Annotated in this window: 14 protein-coding genes; 6 read left to right on the forward strand and 8 right to left on the reverse strand. The window is 72.6% G+C overall.

Going from position 1 to position 20,035, the window contains the following annotated elements; genetic code table 11:
* Nucleotides 1–104: 104 nt before the first annotated feature.
* On the forward strand, nucleotides 105–1,046 hold the full coding sequence (locus AC559T_RS10880) for an iron-siderophore ABC transporter substrate-binding protein (protein WP_498868610.1): 942 nt from the start codon (nucleotides 105–107) through the stop codon (nucleotides 1,044–1,046).
* A 134-nt stretch (nucleotides 1,047–1,180) separates the two neighbouring features.
* On the opposite strand, the gene AC559T_RS10885 is transcribed toward AC559T_RS10880, so the two are convergent.
* From AC559T_RS10885 to AC559T_RS10895, 3 genes are all read right to left on the reverse strand, one after another.
* Entirely contained in the window at nucleotides 1,181–2,128 is a 948-nt protein-coding gene (locus AC559T_RS10885; protein WP_498868611.1) for a methionyl-tRNA formyltransferase, read from the reverse strand.
* A gap of 611 nt (nucleotides 2,129–2,739) precedes the next feature.
* Complete coding sequence (locus tag AC559T_RS10890) at nucleotides 2,740–4,530, reverse strand: serine/threonine-protein kinase (RefSeq protein ID WP_498868612.1); 1,791 nt, start codon at nucleotides 4,528–4,530, stop codon at nucleotides 2,740–2,742.
* A gap of 90 nt (nucleotides 4,531–4,620) precedes the next feature.
* Entirely contained in the window at nucleotides 4,621–7,665 is a 3,045-nt protein-coding gene (locus AC559T_RS10895; protein WP_498868613.1) for a serine/threonine-protein kinase, read from the reverse strand.
* 205 nt (nucleotides 7,666–7,870) lie between these two features.
* Between AC559T_RS10895 and AC559T_RS10900 the strand changes: the two genes are divergently transcribed.
* The 4 genes from AC559T_RS10900 (at nucleotide 7,871) to AC559T_RS10915 (ending at nucleotide 11,869) form a co-directional block, all read left to right on the forward strand.
* The gene (locus AC559T_RS10900; RefSeq protein ID WP_112108679.1) at nucleotides 7,871–8,299 is read left to right on the forward strand and encodes a cytidine deaminase; all 429 of its coding nucleotides are present in this window, start codon (nucleotides 7,871–7,873) and stop codon (nucleotides 8,297–8,299) included.
* On the forward strand, nucleotides 8,296–9,630 hold the full coding sequence (locus tag AC559T_RS10905; protein WP_498868614.1) for a thymidine phosphorylase: 1,335 nt from the start codon (nucleotides 8,296–8,298) through the stop codon (nucleotides 9,628–9,630). The genes AC559T_RS10900 and AC559T_RS10905 overlap by 4 nt, the downstream gene beginning before the upstream one ends.
* Nucleotides 9,631–10,151: 521 nt before the next feature.
* A complete protein-coding gene (locus AC559T_RS10910; protein WP_020463376.1) occupies nucleotides 10,152–11,246 on the forward strand; it encodes an adenosine deaminase in 1,095 nt (364 codons plus the stop codon).
* Nucleotides 11,243–11,869: a DNA-3-methyladenine glycosylase I gene (locus AC559T_RS10915; RefSeq protein ID WP_498868615.1), complete on the forward strand. Its 627-nt coding sequence runs from the start codon at nucleotides 11,243–11,245 to the stop codon at nucleotides 11,867–11,869. The genes AC559T_RS10910 and AC559T_RS10915 overlap by 4 nt, the downstream gene beginning before the upstream one ends.
* A 25-nt stretch (nucleotides 11,870–11,894) precedes the next feature.
* Here the strand turns inward: AC559T_RS10915 and AC559T_RS10920 are convergent, their stop codons facing one another.
* A complete protein-coding gene (locus tag AC559T_RS10920) occupies nucleotides 11,895–13,265 on the reverse strand; it encodes a PfkB family carbohydrate kinase (protein WP_498868616.1) in 1,371 nt (456 codons plus the stop codon).
* 39 nt (nucleotides 13,266–13,304) lie between these two features.
* On the reverse strand, nucleotides 13,305–14,756 hold the full coding sequence (locus AC559T_RS10925; RefSeq protein ID WP_112105614.1) for an NAD(P)H-quinone dehydrogenase: 1,452 nt from the start codon (nucleotides 14,754–14,756) through the stop codon (nucleotides 13,305–13,307).
* Nucleotides 14,757–14,969: 213 nt separating this feature from the next.
* Between AC559T_RS10925 and AC559T_RS10930 the strand changes: the two genes are divergently transcribed.
* A complete protein-coding gene (locus tag AC559T_RS10930; protein WP_020463372.1) occupies nucleotides 14,970–15,410 on the forward strand; it encodes a gamma-glutamylcyclotransferase family protein in 441 nt (146 codons plus the stop codon).
* Nucleotides 15,411–15,458: 48 nt separating this feature from the next.
* Here the strand turns inward: AC559T_RS10930 and AC559T_RS10935 are convergent, their stop codons facing one another.
* The 3 genes from AC559T_RS10935 to aspS all read right to left on the reverse strand — a co-directional run bounded on the left by AC559T_RS10935 (nucleotide 15,459) and on the right by aspS (nucleotide 20,006).
* Nucleotides 15,459–16,700, reverse strand: a complete 1,242-nt coding sequence (locus tag AC559T_RS10935; RefSeq protein ID WP_498868617.1) for an amidohydrolase — start codon at nucleotides 16,698–16,700, stop codon at nucleotides 15,459–15,461.
* Nucleotides 16,701–16,752: 52 nt separating this feature from the next.
* On the reverse strand, nucleotides 16,753–17,901 hold the full coding sequence (locus AC559T_RS10940) for a glutamate--cysteine ligase (protein ID WP_498868618.1): 1,149 nt from the start codon (nucleotides 17,899–17,901) through the stop codon (nucleotides 16,753–16,755).
* Nucleotides 17,902–18,170: 269 nt separating this feature from the next.
* Entirely contained in the window at nucleotides 18,171–20,006 is a 1,836-nt protein-coding gene (aspS, locus tag AC559T_RS10945) for an aspartate--tRNA ligase (RefSeq protein WP_498868641.1), read from the reverse strand.
* Nucleotides 20,007–20,035: the final 29 nt, after the last annotated feature.

A 20,035-nucleotide genomic window follows, 5' to 3' on the forward strand; every position in this document is an offset into this window, starting at 1 on the left:
CCAGTCAGGTAGCGATTTCGCTGCATAACTAGTTACGGAAGGTTGATGTTGTGGTGCGGGGTATAAGAAAATCGCTCGCGGCGATATGCGTCGCGGCGGCCGTCATGGTCGGAATCGTGGCCTGCGGCAGCGATGACGACGGGGGTGCGTCCCAGGAGGGGGGCACCGCGGCGGCGGCCGGGTTCCCGGTCACGATCAAGCACGCGCTCGGATCGACGACCATTCCCGCGGAACCGAAGAAAATCATCGCGCTGAGCTACGAGGAGGACACGCTCGCGGCGCTCGGAATCACGCCGATCGCCTACGGTCAGAACCCCTACAAGCCGGACGGGGACTTCCCCTGGCTCGAGGGCAGGATCGACCTCGCGGACAGCACGGCGCTCGACACCAGCGGCGACCTCAACCTCGAGCAGATCGCCGCACTCGATCCCGACCTGATCCTCGCGACGAACTTCTACGGGCTGGCGGACTACTACGACCGCCTCAGCGAGATCGCGCCGACCGTCGCCTACGAGACCGACGCCGGTATCTCGACCTGGCAGGACGTGAGCACGGTGATCGGGAAGGCGGTTGGCCGTGAGGCCGACGTCGCGAAGGCGATCGAAGCCACCGAGAAGATCGTCTCCGACACGGCCGCGGAACTGCCCGGGCTGGCGGGCAAGACGTTCAGCTACAGCTACTACTACGAGTCCAACGGGCTCGCCGTGATCGACGACCCGGAGACGATCTCCATCCAGCTCTACGGCCAGCTCGGGATGAAGCTGTCGCCGCGGGTCACCGCGAGCGTCGTCGACCGCGCGCTGAGCATGGAGAAGATCGGTGAGCTCGACGCCGACTTCATGATGATCGGCTTCGCGACCGACGAGCTGCGCACCGAGATGAAGGCCAACGAGCTGTACACGAGGATCCCGGCGGTCGTGGACGGCCGGGCGCAGGAGGTCGACGCCTTCACGGCGGGGGTGGTCAACAACCCGACCATCCTGAACATCCCCTGGCAGCTCGAGCAGCTCAAGCCCACCCTGGCCAAGGTCGCGGCGGCGGGCTGACCAGTCGGGATCACGTCCGGGCGAGCCGGGTGACGCGCGCACGCCGCGCGTCACCCGGCTCGTCGCCGATCGTCGTCGCCGCCAGCGTCAGCAGCGGTGCCGGTGCCGTCGGCGGCGGCGGCGAGCCCCGGCCGCTACGGCTGCCGGGTAAGGTAACCGCCCATCGTGGTGAAGTACTCCGTCGCCGGCAGCTCGCGCCCGTCGTCGGTGCGGACCGTCCGGACCAGCAGCCCGTGGCTGCGGCCGCGCCGCGCCTCGGCGCCGGCCACGATGACGACCCCGTCACCCTCCCGGATGAAGATCCGTCCGGGAGTGCCGCCGTAGATGCCCTTCGACACCTCCGCGGAGACGATCCGCAGCCGCTCGCCGTTGCGGTACGTGTAGGCGTTGGGGTACGGGTCGCACTGGGCGCGGACGAGCCGGTCGAGCTCCTCGGCCGTCCAGGTCCAGTCGATGAGGCTGTCCACGGGCGACCGCTTGTGGAAGAAGCTCGCCTTCGAGCGGTCCTGCTTCGCCCACTCGGTGCGCCCGGACGCCATCAGATCCAGGCCCTCCACAGCCATCGGGCCGAACAGGGCCAGGGTGCGGTGGAACAGGTCGGCCGTCGTGTCGCGCGGGCCGACCCGCACCCGCCGCTGCAGGACGACGTCACCGGCGTCGAGGACGTCGGTCATCATGTGCGCGGTCACGCCCACCTCAGGCTCGCCGTTGATGAGCGCCCAGATCAGCGGCGCGAACCCGGCATAGGCCGGCAGCAGCGAGTCGTGGATGTTCAGCGTTCCCAGCCGGGGCAGGTTGAAAATCTGCGGCGGAATCCAGGTGCGCCAGTTCGTGGCGACGATGACGTCGGGGTCGGCCGCCTTGAGCAGCGACATCAGATCCTCGTCATCGGGGCGGTTCCGGATCGCCACCGGCACGCCGGCCTCGGTGGCGAGATCGGCGACCGAGTCGTCCCAGATCTTCTCGTAATCGCCTTCGCCCTTTTCGTGCGTGACGACGAGAGTGACGTCATTGTCGGAGTCGAGCAGCGCCTGCAGTGTTCGATGTCCCCAGGTCTGATATCCGAACATTACAACGCGCATGTCGATGCTTCTCCTCTGATCGGCGCTTCGTGCGGTGATTTCTCTGGAACACTGCTTCATGGTGGATGCGCCGATCGGCCGGTCGCGCTCTCGAAACCGGGCAGGTCAAGGGCGGGGATGTCGCGGGATTCGCCGGTGACGTCAGGTGTCGGCCGCCGGTTTCCCCGGATACGCCGCGCCGCCGGCTCGCGTGGAATCCGACCCGTCGGCGGGCTGGCGGGCGACCGCCCCTGGAATACCGGAGCCCGGCCCTCGCGCGGCGACGGTGCCGCCGGCCGGAAAGCGGCGCGGTGGCCGAGCCTTTCCGATCAGCGGACTCCTCGTGCTTCGGGGTTCACGCGGGCCGAGCGGAAGCCCGCTCGCGACATGACCGTCGGACGCTTAAGTGAGGCTTACCTATGTTGTGATGTTCCGCGGCGCATGTCAAGCGAATCGGACATGCACGGACCCGAATCGCGTCGTCAGGGCGCATCCCGACGGCCCGACTCCGCACCCGAAGCGAACAACGCCCGAACCGCACCACGGCGGCAGCGGTCACCGGCCGGCGGTCACCGGCCGGTTTGCGGACCGTCGACTGACCTACCTGACCGGGCGGCCGGTGCCGGCCGTGATCAGGCGCCGCCGCCGGGGGGCGTGGGGACGACCTGGGTGGGCGTGGGCCCAGCGCCGGTCGGCGAGACCTCCGTCGGCGGTGTGGTCGCGGGTGCCGACGACGCCGGCGCGGTGGTCACCGGTGGTGTTGTCGGCCCCGCCGTGGGAGTCGTCTCGGGCGGATCGGTCTCCGCCGGCGGGGGCGGAGGCGTCGGAGTGGTCGTCCGCCGTGCCCGGGGCGTGTAGGCCGGCCGGTCCGGCGTCTGAACCGGCTCGGTGACGACCACGTCGGTGGTCGGCAGCGGGTCCGGTGTCCGCGGGGCGAACGACGGCGAGGGAGACGTGCCCTCCGCGCTGGTGCCGTCGGAGTCGCCCCCGTTGCCGGTGAACAGCAGGGTGAGCGCGACAGCGAGACCCGCCAGCATCGCCACCGCCGCGCCGGCGACGATCGCGATCGTCGGCGGCCGACCCTTGCGGGCCGATCCGCGGGGGGCGTCGCCGCGGTGGTCGCCGCGCCCCGCGGCCGGTGCCCGGTGCGAGACACCGCCCCCGCGACCGGCGCGTTCGCCGTCCCGGTCCAGCGAGAGCAGGCCGGCGGCCATGTTGGCGTCGTCCTGGTCGAACATGTCGACGGCCGCGGCGAGCGCGCCGATCTGGGTGATGTCGTCGTGCGGGCCAGTGCTCGCCACACCCGGCCCGGTCACCGGCGCGTGCCCGACGGCCGTCAGATCGTCGCTCGGGGTCGACAGGTCCGCCCGCGGCGGCAGGGGCGTCATCTCCCGGCCCGGCATCAGCCGGTCGGTCACCCCGATGTCGCCGCTCGGCGCCGGCTGGCGGTCGGTCGGCGGCAGCGACGACGGGGCCAGGTTCTCCAGGCCGTCGTCCGATGACGGTTCGTCCGCAGCGGGTTCGGACTGGCGGCTGCGCGGATTCGTGACGACCGCCGGGACGGGCGTGGCGTTGCGCGCGATGGGGGTCAGCCGGCGGCGGATCTCGTCGACGTCCGGGCGCAGCTCGGCGGGACGGTCGAGCAGGTCGGTGAGCAGGCCGCGCAGCGGCCCGGCGAGCCGGAACGGCCGCCGCCGGCCCTCCACCACGGCGCTCAGCACCGCGTAGGTCTCCGGGCCCTCGAAAGGCGGGCAGCCCTCGACCGCCGAGTAGAGCGTCGCGCCGAGGCCCCACAGGTCGCTCGCGGGCGTGCCCGAGGAGCCGCGCACCCGCTCCGGGGCGATGTAGGCCGGCGAGCCGACGAGCGCGCCCGTCCCGGTCAGGGTGACGTCGCCCTCGGTCGCGGCGATGCCGAAGTCGGTGAGGCGGACCCGGTTGTCCCGGCCGAGCAGGACGTTGCCCGGCTTCACGTCGCGGTGCAGCACCCCGGCCGAGTGGGCGGCGGCGAGGGCGTCGGCCAGTGCCAGCCCGATCGCGGCGACCTGGTCGAACGGCAACGGGCCGTGGTTCTTGATGGTGTCGCCGAGGCTGTCCGCGTCGACGAGCTCCATGACGATCCAGTGCCGCTCGTGCTCCTCGACGACGTCGAAGACCGAGACGATGGCCGGGCTGTGCAGCCGGGCCAGCGCACGCGCCTCGCGCAGCACCCGGGCCCGGATGGCGTCCCGTTCCGCCTGCGCGCCCGCCATCGGCACGAGGATTTCCTTGATTGCGACTGGCCGCTGGAGCAGCTCGTCCTCGCCGCACCACACAACGCCAGCGCCACCGCGCCCGATAGGTGTGTCGAGGCGGTAGCGCTGCGCTACGTAGCGGGGTGTGCCGTGCCGAGAGGTGTCGGGGGGCACGCTCGCCGATCTGGCCATCGAGTCAAGTCTGACAGACGAATTGACTGGACCGGACGCAACCCCGTCGGCCGCCGGACCCGTCAGGCCGGCAACCGGCCCTGAGGCTCCTCATGAGGCCGGCCTGAAGGTCGCGAAGAGCTGTCGCATGAGCGGCTGATCCGCCTCCCACAGCTCCTCGGCCGTGTACCAGTACAGAGCGTATCCATGCCCGTTTCGCACCGCGCCACGGTTGAGCACATGCACCGTCCCCCCACCGGAGGCGTAGGTGAACTCCCAGTCGGCCTGTGTCGCGCCGTCCGCCCCGTCACCTGGTTCGATCCGTACCCGCCGGTAGTCCCGCACTCGATCCCGGAAGCTGATTTCGTTCGTGCGCCAGTCCTCAATGGCGGAGGTGTTCGCACTCGCGATGCTCCCGATGCGCAAGAACGTACCAGTAGCCGGATCCACGAAGTCCGTATTCCCCTCGCCCCCGGGTCCGGGCCGCCGCTGCCAGCGCGACGGGTAGGCAATCGACCAGCCCGTCGGATCGACGTAGGAGACCCAGCCCGGAGGCGCCGTGACCGGCTCCGAATTCGACGCGACCAGGTCTCCAGCCTGGACTGCCGCGGCTTCCTGGTCAGCCTGGACGGTCGGGCGCGGCCCGGCGCCGGCCGGCTCCGCACCGTCGTCACCCCCGCCGAACACCAGGACGGCGGCGACGACCGCAAGCGCGATCACGACGACGGACGCGACGAGGATCACAGTCAGGCGACGTCCGCGGCTGTGCGTAACGGCGCTCGCCCCGTCCGGACGTCCCAGCACCCCACCCGGGTGCCGCCGCTCCTCCGGCTGGCGTTCGGAGGGCGGGCGGAACAGGTTCTGCCCACTCGTCGGCGGCTCCTGCTCCGGCTCCTGTCGCGGAGGGGCGGCGGCGCGGGGTGCGCTCGGCGGACCCGCGGAGATCCCCGGACCGGAATCGCCGGAGGCCGTGGACCTGCCCGGCCGGGAGAACAACGCCGCGGCCGCCGAGTACCGGCGCCCCACAGCGGACGTCGGTTCCGCGGCGGTGCCGGGCGTTCCCGTGGCGTCGGGCGTACTCCTCGTCCCGGCTGTCCCGGTGGCCTTGGCTGTCCCGATGGCCGTGGTGGCGGCCGGTTCGGTGCCCGCGGAACCGGCCGGGTCCGGCACCGTTCCCGTCGCGGCCGATGCCGCACCGGCGCCGGGTATCGGCAGGCCGCCGGTCATCGGATCCAACGAGTCCTGGGATGTCCGCGCCCGCGCCGGGATGCCGCCGAGTGCCCGCATGCGGTCGACCGGTCGCAGCCGCTCAGCGCCCCGGGAACGCTCAACCGTCGCGCCCCGCCGCCGCTCCATCGCCCGGAGCCGCTCCAGCCGACGGGTCAACCGCGGGTGCGCACCAGCCGTTCCCGACTGTCTCGCCGTTCCCGCCGGCCGTGCGTCGCTCGTCGCCGGGTCGCCTGCCCCGACCCGGCTCGCCGTGGGTTCGACGGCCGCCGAGTCCGGTGTCGGGGAGCCGGCCTCCTCCGCGGCGATGACCGCCGCGCTGTCTGTACCGATGTCGGTGCGGGTGTCATTGTCCGCGTCGGCCCGGGTGTTGCCCGTGCTCGCCGGCGACGTCCGGGTCAGCACGGTTCCGTCCGGCGATGCCTCGGCCAGCACGGTGTCGTCCGCCAGCACCCCGCCGGGCACGGTGTCATTCGGCGGCGCCTCGCCGGGCAGGGCGCCGGGCAGGGTGTCGTCTGATGGTGTCTCGCCGGGCAGGGTGTCGTCCGACAGTGGGTCGCCGGGCACGGTGTCGTCCGGCGGTGCCTCGCTGGGCGCCGCGTTCATCAGCACGGTGCCGGCCAGCCCCGGGGCGGCTGGCGGTGGGCCGGCGGGTGCGCCGCCGGCCGGTGCCGTCGTCGTGCCCGTGAGCAGCGCGGTCAGGTCCGCGCCGCCGTCCTCCGGGGACGAGTGGTCGTCGGACGTTTCGTCGTCCTCCGCCATGGCGTTGTGCGTCTCACCGGCGCGCGCGCCGGCGGTCGCCGGTCCGCCGAGGACGGACTCGCCGAGGACGGTGGTCTCGTCGGGCCCGGCATACTGGCTGACCACGGTGTCCTGGTCGGCCGGGGATGCGCCGCCCGTGGATGCTCCGCCCGCGGTGAACGTGTCACCGCCGTCCGCCGCGAACCCGGCCGGGATCGGGGCCGTCGGAGGCCCGGGGGCGACGGGTGTGGGGGCCGCGGGTGTGCCCGACGTCGGAGTGATCGCCGTTACCGCGGGCCGGGATGGTCGGCTGCGGGCCCGGGAGGGCCGGGTGTCCCCGCCGCGTTCGAGGATGTCGCGCAGCCGCGAGCGCACCGTCGCCAGACTCGGCCGGCGTGCCTGGTGGGTGGCCATGAGATCGTCGATCACGGGTGCGAGCCGCCCGGCGGCGCGGAACGGCCGGCGCCGGCTCTGCACCACCGCGGCGAGAATGGAGATCGGGTCGTTCCCGGGGAACGGGGAGACCCCCTCGACGCTGGTGAACAGCGTGGCGCCCAGCCCCCACCGGTCGCTGGCGGCCGTTCCGGCGTCGCCGCGGGCCCGCTCGGGTGCCAGGTAGGCCGGGGAGCCGAGAACCATCCCGGTGCTGGTCAGTCGAGGGTCGCCATGGCTGACGGCGATCCCGAAGTCGGTGAGCCGGGCGCGTTCGTCCGCTGTCACCAGGACGTTGCTCGGCTTCACGTCACGGTGCACGATGCCCAGGCGGTGGGCGGCCTCCAGCGCGTAGGCGAGGCTGATGCCGATGCGGCAGACCTCGCCGACCCCGAGCCGCCCGCGCTCCTCGATGATCGCCGACAGGGACCGCCCGTCGACGAATTCCATGACGATCCAGGGCAGGTCGCCCTCGGCGATGACGTCCAGGACCGCGACCGCGCCGGGATGATGCAGCCGGCCGGCGGCGCGCGCCTCCCGCAGCACCCGCTCCCGCGCGAGCTCCCGCTCCCCCTCGCTGCCGTCGGTGGGGAGCCGGACCTCCTTGACGGCGACCTGCCGGCCGAGCAGCTCGTCGGTGGCCCGGTGCACGACACCGAAGCCGCCCTGACCGATCACCCCGTCGAGCCGGTACCGACGCCCGACGAGAGCTCGTGGACCGGCTGGACCGCGATCGCCCCGGCGCTCGCCTGACATCGGTTGTCCTCTCCGCTCAGCGTTGACGATTCCATGGGATCACATCCGGTCGGCTCACCGGCAGTGGGGCATGCTGGTCGGGGCCGGTGCCGACGGGCCGTGTGGACCTGGTCCGTGGGCTCGGTGTGACTCGGTGCCGCTGGGTAGCGACGTGGCGCATCCGGGCAGGCAGCCTGGAGGGAAGGCGAACCGTCCGGGAGGGAACGTGGACGACAGCGGCTGGGAGCACCTGCGCGGCGAGGCGGTGCGGGTGGCGCGGCACGCCTACGCGCCCTACTCCGGCCTGCGGGTCGGCGCGGCGGCGATGGTCGACGACGGTCGGGTCGTCGTCGGCTGCAACGTGGAGAACGCCTCCTACGGGCTCACACTGTGCGCTGAATGTGGTCTTGTCTCGGCGCTGCGGGCCAGCGGTGGTGGCCGGCTGGTCGCCTTCGCCTGTGTGGACGGCACGGGCGTGCCGCTCGCGCCGTGCGGTCGCTGCCGCCAGCTTCTCCACGAGCACGGAGGTCCCGAGCTCGAACTGGCGACCGCGGACGGAATCCGTACCCTGGGCGAGCTCCTGCCCGGCGCCTTCGGCCCGGCGGACCTGCCGCCCGCGGCGGAGCGGGCACCTGCGGCGGAGCGCGGAGCATGAGCGCTGATGCCCCCGGCAGCGGTCACGGCGGTCCTGCCGCGTCCCACGACGTCGTCGACCTCATCCGGGCCAAGCGCGACGGGGCGGCGCTGCCGGCGGACGCGGTCGCCTGGCTCATCGACGCCTACACCCACGGCCGGGTCGCCGACGAGCAGATGTCCGCCTACCTGATGGCCGTGGTCTGGCGCGGCATGGCCCCCGACGAGCTGGATCACTGGACGGCGGCGATGATCGCCAGCGGCGAACGGCTGGACCTGTCCGGCCTGACCCGCCCGACGGTCGACAAGCATTCCACCGGCGGGGTCGGGGACAAGGTCTCGCTGGTCCTCGCCCCGCTGGTGGCCGCGTGCGGAGCGGCCGTCCCGCAGCTGTCCGGCCGGGGGCTCGGGCACACCGGCGGGACGCTCGACAAGATGGAGGCCATCCCCGGCTGGCGCGCGGATCTCGACCCGGACACCATGCGTGCCGTGCTGGCGGACGTCGGCGCCGTCATCTGCGCCGCCGGCCCCGGCCTGGCTCCCGCGGACCGCAGGCTGTACGCCCTGCGCGACGTCACCGGCACGGTCGAGTCCATCCCGCTGATCGCCTCCTCGATCATGAGCAAGAAGATCGCCGAGGGGACGTCCGCGCTGGTCCTGGACGTCAAGGTCGGCACCGGCGCCTTCATGACCTCACTCGCCGACGCCCGCGAGCTCGCGCGGACGATGGTCGGCCTGGGCACCCGCGCCGGGGTGCGCACCGAGGCCCTGCTCACCGCGATGGACACCCCGCTGGGCCGCACCGCGGGCAACGGCCCCGAGGTGACCGAGGCGGTCGAGACCCTGCGCGGGGCGGGCCCGCCGGACCTCGTCGAGGTCACCGTCGCCCTCGCCCGCGTGATGCTGGACATCGTCGGCCTCAGCGGTGGTTCCGGTGCCGGGCCGGATCCGGCGGAGGTCCTGGCCTCCGGAGCGGCATACGACGTGTGGCGCGCGATGGTCGCCGCCCAGGGCGGCGACCCGGACGCCCCACTGCCGAGCGCCACGTTCACCCGCACCGTCCCCGCTCCGGCGGACGGCTACCTGAGCCGCCTCGACGCCCGTGCCCTGGGCATCGCCGCCTGGCGCCTGGGCGCGGGGCGCGCGCGGAAGGAAGATCCCGTCTCGGCGGCGGCGGGACTGCGGTGGCATGCGACGGTGGGGGAGCAGGTCCAGGCCGGCGCCCCCCTGATCGAGCTCTACTCCGACGACGAGGCGACCTTCCCCCGGGCACTCGCCGCACTCGCGGACGCCGTCTCGGTCACCGACGAACCGCCCGCTCCCACCCCACTGGTCCTCGACCACATCCGCTGACCCGCGCCCCGCCCCGCGCTGCTGATCCGCGCCCCGCGCCGCTGATCCGCGCGACTGCCCCGCGCACCGAGCCCGACCTCTGGCCCAGGACCGCCAGCTGTCTTGCTTGCCAGAAAACGTCCCGCCATCCGCCGGCTTTCAACCCTCTGGTTTTCCGTCGCCCCGCCCCCACCGGCTCGAGTCGCCCGAAGTGTGGCGGGTGAGTGAGTCCATAGACTCACTCACCCGCCACACACCATTTTGGTGTGTGTGGATTGTTTCTATTTGGGTTATTTGTGAATCTGCTGGGTGGCTGGTGAACCGCGGTGCGCTGGGATGCGCGGGCGACGGTGTGCCGGGCTGTGGGTTGCGGTGTGCCGGGGTGCGGGGTGCGGTGCATGGGGGTACGGGGGGCAGGTGGTGCGGGTGGTGCGGGTGGTGCGGGTGGTGCGGGTGGGGTGGATTGGGGCGCGGTGTCTGCTCGTCGTCATGTGGCGGACGGCGAACTGTCGGTGGGGTGGCCTACCGTCAGGGAGGTGAGCGTGGACATCCCTGCTGGCCAGGCCAGCGAGAAGATCACTGAGGCTGCGATCCGCCGGGTTCCCAAGGTCCTGCTGCACGATCATCTTGATGGTGGCCTGCGGCCCGCGACCATCGTCGAGCTGGCTGACGCCACCGGGTACACCAGGCTGCCGACGACCGATGTCGACAAGCTCGGTACCTGGTTCCGTGGAGGTGCGCACACCGGGTCGCTCGTGCGGTACCTGGAGACGTTCAGCCACACGGTGGGCGTCATGCAGACGCCCGAGGCCGTGGCCCGGGTGGCCCGCGAGTGCGCCGAGGATCTGGCCGCCGACGGGGTCGTCTACGCGGAGGTCCGGTTCGCCCCGGAACTCCACGTCGAGCAGGGCATGTCGCTCGACGAGGTGGTCGAGGCCGCGTTGGACGGCTTCCGCGCCGGCTCGGCGGGAACCGGCCTGCATGTGCGCGCGCTGGTGACCGCCATGCGCCACCAGGCCCGCTCGCTGGAGATCGCGGAGCTGGCCGTCCGGTGGCGGGAGGCCGGGGTGGTCGGGTTCGACATCGCGGGGGCGGAGGCGGGCAACCCGCCGACCCGCCACCTGGACGCGTTCCAGTACATCCAGCGGGCGAACGGGCACTTCACGATCCACGCGGGTGAGGCGTTCGGGCTGCCGTCGATCTGGGAGGCGCTGCAGTGGTGCAACGCCGACCGGCTGGGGCACGGCGTGCGCATCGTCGACGACATCACGGTCGACCCGGACGGAAACGCCACCCTCGGGGATCTGGCCGACTACGTGCGCGATGTCCGTGTCCCGCTGGAGATGTGCCCGTCGTCGAACGTGCACACCGGGGCGGCGCCGAGCATCGAGCGCCATCCGATCGGTCTGCTGCGCAGGCTGCACTTCCGGGTCACGGTGAACACCGACAACCGGCTGATGAGCGGGGTGACGCTGTCCAGCGAGTTCGCGACCCTGGTCGAGACGTTCGGCTACGGCTGGTCCGACATCCGCTGGCTGACCGTGAACGCGATGAAGTCCGCCTTCCTCCCATTCGACCAGCGTCTCGCACTGATCAACGAGGTCATCAAGCCCGGCTTCGAGGGGCTCGTCCCGTGACCGGGTTGTCCGACCTGGCAGCCGGGGTGGACGGGCGGTCGCGGTGTCCCTGGGGGCTGTCGACGCCGCTGTACGTCGAGTACCACGACACAGAGTGGGGCCGGCCCGTTCGGGACACTGTCGGCCTGTTCGAGCGGATGACGCTGGAGGCGTTCCAGTCCGGGCTGTCGTGGCTGACGATCCTGCGCAAGCGTCCGGCGTTCCGGGCGGCGTTCGCGGGGTTCGATCCGGCCGCCGTCGCCGCGTTCGGCGCGGGCACGGTCGAGGCACTTCTCCTGGACGCCGGCATCGTCCGCAACCGGCGCAAGATCGAGGCGACGATCGCGAACGCCCGCGCGGTGCTCGCCCTGACCGAGCCGCTGGAGGAGTTGGTCTGGTCGTTCGCGCCGCCGCCCCGCCCGGCCCCGGCCCGGCTCGCCGACGTCCCGGCGGTGACCGCCGAGTCCAGGGCGCTGGCGAAGGCGCTGCGGGGGCACGGCTTCGTCTTCGTCGGCCCGACCACCGCGTATGCGCTCATGCAGGCGTGCGGGCTGGTGAACGACCACCTCGCCGGCTGCGCGGCGCGGGACGCGGCCGTCGAGCCCGCCGCCCAGCCCGCCGGGCTGACCGTGCCTGCGGGCTGACCGCATCCCCGGCGGCCCGCCGGGGTCAGGTCATCCAGCTGCGGGGGCCGAAGGTCTGGACGGAGCGGGCGGCGACCCGTGAGGCCTCGCCGAGGGCTCCGACCAGCTCGTCGGTCGCGAGCGCGCCGTGGGCCATCATCCAGGCGAAGGCGCCGTGGAAGACGTCACCGGCGCCCAGGGTGTCTCGGGCGGCCACCACCGGGGGCAGCACGTGGCCGCGCCGTTCCGCCGTGGCCCAGCGGATGGGCCCGGGGCCGTCCGTGACGGCGACGAAGAACGGCCCGTAGCGCAGCAGCAGGCCGAGGATGTCCGCGCCGGGGTCGAAGCCCGGGGGGCGGAACGCGGTCGAGCAGATCACGACGTCGACGAACGGCAGGATCTGCTCGGTGCCGGGCTTCCAGCTTCCGCCGTCGAGGAGGACCGGCGGGCCTGAGCCGCGCAGCGTGCGGAGCAGGCCGATGGCGGCGTCGACCTGGTGGCCGTCGAGCACGACCACGTCGGCGTCGGCGACCGCGGCCGCGGCGGAGGTGTTCGCGGTGCACCGGGGGACCATGCCGTGCGTCGAGGTCACCGCACGCTCGCCGGTCTGCGAGGTCACCATGACCGCTGACATCGGGAGGGCGTAGGACATCGCCGACTGGCCGGCCAGGTGGCCGGCGGCCGCCGTGTTCGGCCCGGTCTGGACGGCACCGGCCAGGCCGGCCATCCCGCCGAGGACGCCGGCTCCACCGAGCCCGGCCCCGCCGGCCACCCCGTGGCCGGCGATCCCGCCATGGCCGCTGATTCCGCCGTGACCGCCGATCGCACCGTGACCGCCAGGCCCACCGTGGCCACCGCCGGGTCCGTTGCCGTGCCCACCGTGCCCGCCGCCGTGGGCGCCGCCGACCGGGCCGTGCACGTGGCCGGCCGGCTTGACCGCCCCGGCGGGGCTGTGGGCCGCGCCGCCGGGCAGGCCGGGCCCGCCCCGGCCGCGCACGTGCGGGTATCCGGTGAGCGGTCCCGCCGGGCCGTAGCCGGAGCGGGTGCCGCCGGAGCGCAGTCCGGTGGGCTTGCCGGGCGGGCCGTGCTGGCCGGCGGGACCGGCCACTCCCTGCGCGGCGAGGGCTCCGTAGGGACCGGCTGCACCGTCGCCGGACTGCTCCGGCACCAGCTCGATGTGTCGGACCCCGTAGCGCGCGAGATCCGCGTGCACGAGCGCCGCGGCCGGGGACGTGCCGATGGCGCTCACGAGGCAGGCCCGCCCGCCGAGGTAGGCGAACGTCACCGCGGCGTTCGTCGCGGGCCCGCCCGCATTCATGGCGAAATCCCGCGCCACACACTTCTCGTCGGCACCTGGAAGCCGATCCACGAGGTAGACCGAATCAAGCGTCGTCAGGCCGACGAAGACGCCTTTCATGGGCCCATTATCCGGCCTGGGTCGGAGTGACAGGCCTGTTCAGGCGGGGGTGTCGAAGCCGGCGAACAGGTCGCGCGGCCGCAGGACACGGGCCGCCTCAGTGATGGAACCGGACAAGGAGGGATAGATCGAGAAGGTGTGCGCGATCTGGTCGACGGTCAGACCGTTCTCCACCGCGAGTGAAATTGAGAGGATCAGTTCACTTGCACGCGGAGCAACGATGACGCCACCCAGGACGCTGCCACTTCCGGGCCGGCAGAACAACTTCACGAAGCCATCCGCTATCCCCATCATCTTCGCTCGAGGATTGCGCATCAGTGGCACTGTGGTGACCTCGGCGGCGATCGCGCCGGAGTCCTTCATCCGCTGGGTCACCCCGACGGTGGCGATCTCGGGCTCGGTGAAGATGTTCGACGACACGGTGCCCAGGCGCAGCGGGGTCACCGCCTCGCCGAGGGCGTGCCACATCGCGATCCGGCCCTGCATCGCGGCGACGGACGCCAGCGGGAGCACGCCGGTGCAGTCGCCGGCCGCGTACACGCCGGGAACCGACGTCCGGGACATGCGGTCGACGACGACGTGGCCGCCGGAGCCGAGCCGGACGCCGACCTCGGTGAGACCGAGGCCCTTCGTCCGCGGCACCGAACCCACCGCCATCAGTGCGTGGCTGCCCGTCACCGTCCGGCCGTCGGTGAGCTCGACGAGGACGCCGTCACCGATCCGGCGCGCCGCGGCGGCCCGGGAGCGGTTGAGCACCTCGATGCCGCGGCGGACGAAGACGTCCTCGATCACCCGGGCCGCGTCCGGGTCCTCGCCGGGCAGCACCCGCTCGCGTGAGGAGACAAGTGTCACCTCGGCGCCGAGCGCCCGGTAGGCGCTGGCGAACTCGGCGCCGGTGACGCCGGAACCGACCACGACCAGGTGCTCGGGGATCTCCTTGAGGTCGTACAGGTGGCGCCAGGTGAGGATGCGTTCGCCGTCCGGCTCGCAGCCGGAGATCTCCCGCGGCGACGCCCCGGTGGCGACCAGGACGATGTCGCCGACGAACGTCTCGCCGTCGGACGTCTCGACCGCGTGCGGGCCGACCAGGCGTCCGGTGCCGTGCACCACCTCGACCCGCTCCCGCTCCAGGCGGCGCTCGATGTCGGCGGACTGGGCCCGGGCCAGCGCCCGCACCCGTTCGTTGACCTGCTCGGGGTCGACCGTGACCACGTCCGGTGGAGTGAGGTGGGGCAGGCCGGTCAGCTCCCAGCTGCCGACCTCGGCCGAGGGGTCGCCATGTGGGCGCACCCCCAGCGCCGGCGCCATCGCGAAGTTCGTCATCGTCTCCGATGTCGCGATGAGGGTCTTCGACGGCACGCAGTCGGTCAGGACGCACGCCCCGCCGATGCCGTCTGAGTCGATCACGGTCACGGTCGCGCCGAGGGACGCGGCGACCAGGGCCGCCTCGTAGCCGCCGGGTCCGCCGCCAAGGATGACGATGCGCGTCACGTGGGATCCTCCAGAGCTCGTCGTACTTCCCTAGTTTGCCCCTCTTCCGGCGTCCCTCTCGTCCCGGTGCGGCGGCCTCCGTAGTATCTTCCACCGACGTCGGACGCCCCCCGTGACGTCGGTCCATCCCCGTGACGCCGGTGGCCGCACCCGGCGTGGAAGCCACCCCCGCGCTCTCGCACCGGGCGGGGGAGATCGGAAGAGACCCCGACGATGACGAAGTACGCCGCCTACGCGAGCAACCTCGATCCGGCGCACATGAAGCAGCGCACGCCGCACTCCCCGGTGATCGGCACCGGGTGGATCAGGGGCTGGCGCCTGACCTTCGGCGGTGAGAACGTCGGCTGGGACGGAGCGCTGGCGACCATCGTCGAGGCGCCCGGCGCCCACGTGTACGTCCTGCTGTACGACCTCGACCGCTACGACCTGGAGCGGCTCGACATCTGGGAGGGCGCCGACACCGGCCTCTACACCCGCATCCGGGTGCGGGTCTCGACCCTGGACGGCGAGAGCCTGGCCTGGACGTACGTGCTGAACACCTACGAGGGCGGGCTGCCGTCGCGCAACTACCTCGACATGATCGCGGACGCGGCCGAGAAGGCCGGCGCCCCCTCCGAGTACGTCACCGAGCTCCGTGGACGTCCGATCGCCTGATCCGGGCCTGCCCGGCCTGCCCGGCCGGGCAGCACCGGACGACCTGGCCTAGGCCAGGTCGTCCGGGCCCACCGGGTCGGCCGAGCGGTCGAGCAGCTCACAGGCGGCGGCGGAGAGGAACCTCACACCGACGCCGACCGCGCGCTCGTCGACGTCGAAACTGCCCTGGTGCAGGTCGTAGGTGGGGCCGCCCGGTGTCCGGGTGCCCAGCCGGGCCAGGCCGCCGGGCACGTGGGTGAGATACCAGCCGAAATCCTCGCCGCCCAGCGACTGGGCGACCGAGGTGGCCGCCCCGTGCCCGAACACCGCGTCGACCACCGCGCCGAACGCGTCGACGACGTCCGCGTGGTTGACCACCGGCGGGACGCCGCGCACGTAGTCGACGGCGATCTGCGCCCCGTACGGGGCGACGAGCTGTTCGGCGAGGCGTTCGACCAGCTCCGGCGCCGCCTCCCAGGTCTCCCGGGACAGCGTGCGGATCGTCCCGCGCAGCTTGCCGGTGCGCGGGATGGCGTTCGTGACGGTGCCCGACTGGATCTGGCCCCAGACCAGCGAGAGCGCGGAGCGCGGGTCGACCCGCCGGGACAGCGCGGCCGGCAGGTCCACGGCCAGTCGGGCGAGGGCGTACACCAGGTCGACGGTGTTCTGCGGCCGTGAGGTGTGCCCGCCCGGCCCGGCCAGGGTGATCTCCACCGCGTCGGCGGCCGAGGTGATCGGGCCGGAGCGCAGCCCGATGGTGCCCACGTCGAGGGCGGGGTCGCAGTGCACGGTGATCGCCGAGGTCACCGGCTTGAGCACGCCGGCGTCGATCACGTCGAGCGCGCCGCCGGGCATGGTCTCCTCCGCCGGCTGGAAGAGCAGCCGCACGGTACCCGGCAACGGGTGCGTCCGGGCGTGCTCGGCGAGCGCCAGACCGGCGCCGAGGGCCACGGTGGTGTGCACGTCGTGCCCGCAGGCGTGGGCGACGCCCGGCACCGTCGACCGGTACGGGACGTCCTTGACGTCGGCGAGTGGCAGCGCGTCCATGTCGGCGCGCAGCATCACCACCGGGCCGCCCGAGTCGACCCCCGCGCCGATGTCGCACCACAGGCCGGGCACGTCGGGGAGCCGCTGCGGGCTCAGGCCGGCGGCCAGCAGCCGTTCCTCCAGGACGCGCGCCGTGCGATGCTCCTGGCGGCCCAGCTCGGGATGGGCGTGCAGGTCACGCCGCAGCGCGATCAGCTCGTCCTCGTGCTCCGCGAGCCAGGCCACCGTGATCGGCATGCCCGCCGCGGCGGTCCTGTGTGTCATGTCCGCTGTCATCTACCGGGCCGGGCCCTCCGCTGTCGCTCCGGCAGGCCGGCTACCCGTGGGTGACCGGTCGCCCCGCGTTCATCTCCGCAAGCAGCGTATCGACCACAGCGGTGAGGTCTCCGCCGGCCCGCCGCGCGGCAAGTTCCTGTCGGATGTAGCTCGCCCCGGCGGTGAGGATCCGGTCGACGTTGGTGAGCTCGGTTTCACAGCCGAGCCGGCGGGCGACGGGGAGGAGATCCTCGACGAGGTCGGTGATGTCGGTGCGGACCGGGCGCACGGTGCCGCGGTCGTCCACCATGATCTCCGCGTCGAGCCCGTAGCGGGCGGCCCGCCACTTGTTCTCCTGCACCACCCAGCGTTGCGGGGCCGGAAGCCGGTACCCGCGGTCGAGCTGGGTGTTCATCCGGTCGACGATGCACTGCGCGAGCGCGGCGACCGCCCCGACCTCGAGCAGCGTCGGCAGGCCGTCGCAGATGCGCAGCTCGACGGTGCCGAAGTTGGGGTGGGGGCGGATGTCCCACCACACCTCGCGGATCGTCTCGATGGTGCCGGCCGTCACCAGGGTCTCCATGAACCCCTCGAACGCCGCCCAGTCGTGCAGCGGGTAGGGCAGGCCGGCGGTCGGCAGGCTCTCGAACACCCGTGAGCGCGACGACGCGAGCCCCGTGTGCGAGCCGAGCCAGTAGGGCGAGGACGCCGAGAGCGCCAGGAAGTGCGGGATGTAGGACATCAGCGCGTTCACGATGGGCATCGCCTTCTCCGGCGAGCGCACGCCCACGTGGACGTGCACCCCGAAGATGAGCAGCCGCCGGGCCAGCCACTGCATCCGGCCGACCAGGCGGTCGTAGCGGTCGTCCGCGGTGATCTTCTGGGTGGAGTACTCGCTGATCGGGTGGGTGCCGGAGCACATCAGACCGATGCCGCGCCGCTCGGCCAGATCCCGCAGCACCTCGACCGTGCCGAGCAGGTCGGCGGTGGCCTCGGGCACGGTCTGGCACACCCCGGTGATCACTTCGATGGTCGACTCGAAGAGCTCGTGCTTGGCCTTGGCGGCGCCCTCCTCGCCGACCTTGGCCCGCAGGTCCTCGAGGATCTCGGTCGCGCCGCCACGCAGGTGCCGGCTCTGCAGGTCGACGAGTTCCAGCTCCCACTCGATCCCAAGGCTCGAACTCGGCGACGACGAGAAGGGAATGTGCACCGCGGCTCCTCCGGGTGAGCGGGCCCCGCCAGCGGGCGGGCCCGGAACTCGGGCAGCGAGCTCTCCGGGCTGGTTACCCAGATCGCGCGGCCGTACCCCCCGAAGGGACGAAGGCACACCCCTTACGGGTCGTTGGCCACGCGCGCCTCAGTGTCCGGATTTGCTCCGACTGAGAGTTATCTTAGTTTGACTTTTCGTGGCGGCGAGTAGTTCCGCGTGACTGACCGGGATCTCTCCGCCGCGCCGGGGACAGGGGAACCCGGCCGCTGTCAGGATGCCGGGCGGGCGGGCGCGGCGGGAACGGTGGGCGCCGCCGGACCGGGCACGGCGGGGGCGACCACGCGGATACCGAGCTCGCGGAGCTGCCGCTCGTCGATCGTCGTGGGAGCGCCGGTCAGCGGGTCGAGCCCGGACTGGGTCTTCGGGAAGGCGATGACCTCACGGATGTTGTCCTCACCCGCGAGGATGGCGACAAGCCGGTCGATACCGAACGCGAATCCACCGTGCGGCGGGGCGCCGTACCCGAACGGGGTGAGGAAGAACCCGAACCGGGCCTTCGCCTCCTCCGGCGAGATGCCCAGCAGCCCGAAGACGCGCTGCTGCAGCTCGCTCTCGTGGATCCGGATCGACCCCGAGCCCAGCTCCCACCCGTTGAGCACCAGGTCGTAGGCCAGGCTGCGCACCGCCAGCGGCTCGGACTCCATCTTCTCGACGTCGTCGGGATGCGGCCGGGTGAACGGGTGGTGCCCCGGCTTCGGCCGCCCGGTGGCCGCGTCCACGCCGACGAACAGGGGGAAGTCGACCACCCAGGCGAAACGCAGCTCGCCCGCGCCGGCGGGCGGACGCCCGAGGTCGTTGCGCAGCTGGCCGAGCACCTCGCAGGTGGTCTCCCACTCGTCCGCGACGAGCAGCAGCAGGTCGCCCTCCTCGGCCGCGGTCGCCGTGACGATCCCGGTGAGCTCCGCGGGGGAGAGGAACTTCGCGACCGGTGACTCCAGCCCCCCGGCGGCGGCGACGCGCATCCACACCAGGCCCTTCGCGCCCAGCTTCTTGGCGCGGTCGGTGAGGGTGTCGAGCGCCTTGCGGTTGTGCGTGGCCGACCCGCCCGGCACCCGGATGCCCTTGACCGCCGGGGCGCCGGCGAACGCCTTGAAGCCGCTGTCGGCGAAGATCGCGGTGAGCTCGACGAGCTCCATCCCGAACCGCAGGTCGGGCTTGTCGACCCCGAACCGGTTCATCGCGTCATGCCAGGTCAGCCGCTCGATCTCGGGCACGGCGCGCCCGGAGCCCGCCGCGGCCGCGGCGGCGGCGGCGGAGAGCACCGCCGCGGAGACCACATCGAGGATGTCGTCGACGCCGACGAAGCTCATCTCCAGGTCGAGCTGGGTGAACTCGTACTGCCGGTCGGCGCGCAGGTCCTCGTCGCGCAGGCAGCGCGCGAGCTGGAAGTAGCGGTCCATCCCGCCGACCATCAGCAGCTGCTTGAAAAGCTGCGGCGACTGCGGCAGCGCGTAGAAGCTGCCCGGGAACTGCCGGGACGGGACGACGAACTCGCGCGCGCCCTCCGGCGTCGACGGCATCAGCAGCGGCGTCTCCACCTCGACGAACCCACGGTCGGCGAACGCGGTGCGCAGCGCGCCGAGGACCGCCGAGCGGGTGCGCAGGTTGCGCTGCATCCGGTCGCGGCGCAGGTCGAGGTACCGGTAGGTGAGCCGGGTGCTCTCCTCGACGGAGTCGGCCCGATCGTCGAGCGGGAACGGCGGCGGTGCGGCGACCGAGAGCACCTCGACGGCGCAGTCCGTCAGTTCGACCTCGCCGGTGGCCAGGGCCGGGTTCGCGGTGCCCTCCGGGCGGGCGCTGACGGTGCCGGTGATCCGCAGGACGTACTCGGAACGAGCGTCGACCGAGCCGTCGACGACGCACTGGAGCAGGCCCGAGTGGTCGCGCAGGTCGACGAACATCAGCGACTGGCCGTGCTGGCGGCGGTGCGCGACCCACCCGCAGACCGTCACCCGCTGGCCGGCGTTGCCGAGCCCCAGATCACCGCACAGGTGGGTACGCATCGCGGTGCTGTGCGTTCCGGGCGTGCTGGCGGCTGTCGACATGGTCATCCGTCCTGTGTCACCACTTGCTG

This window comes from Frankia sp. Hr75.2 (assembly GCF_949319125.1).
GTDB lineage: Bacteria > Actinomycetota > Actinomycetes > Frankiales > Frankiaceae > Parafrankia > Parafrankia soli.

Bases quoted from the DNA above. Each gene is read 5' to 3' on its own strand.
- AC559T_RS10885 (WP_498868611.1), bottom strand. From the start codon at position 2,128: ATGCGCGTTGTAATGTTCGGATATCAGACCTGGGGACATCGAACACTG.
- AC559T_RS10905 (WP_498868614.1), top strand. From the start codon at position 8,296: ATGAGCGCTGATGCCCCCGGCAGCGGTCACGGCGGTCCTGCCGCGTCC.
- AC559T_RS10895 (WP_498868613.1), bottom strand. From the start codon at position 7,665: ATGTCAGGCGAGCGCCGGGGCGATCGCGGTCCAGCCGGTCCACGAGCT.
- AC559T_RS10890 (WP_498868612.1), bottom strand. From the start codon at position 4,530: ATGGCCAGATCGGCGAGCGTGCCCCCCGACACCTCTCGGCACGGCACA.
- aspS (WP_498868641.1), bottom strand. From the start codon at position 20,006: ATGTCGACAGCCGCCAGCACGCCCGGAACGCACAGCACCGCGATGCGT.
- AC559T_RS10880 (WP_498868610.1), top strand. From the start codon at position 105: ATGGTCGGAATCGTGGCCTGCGGCAGCGATGACGACGGGGGTGCGTCC.
- AC559T_RS10930 (WP_020463372.1), top strand. From the start codon at position 14,970: ATGACGAAGTACGCCGCCTACGCGAGCAACCTCGATCCGGCGCACATG.
- AC559T_RS10920 (WP_498868616.1), bottom strand. From the start codon at position 13,265: ATGAAAGGCGTCTTCGTCGGCCTGACGACGCTTGATTCGGTCTACCTC.
- AC559T_RS10935 (WP_498868617.1), bottom strand. From the start codon at position 16,700: ATGACACACAGGACCGCCGCGGCGGGCATGCCGATCACGGTGGCCTGG.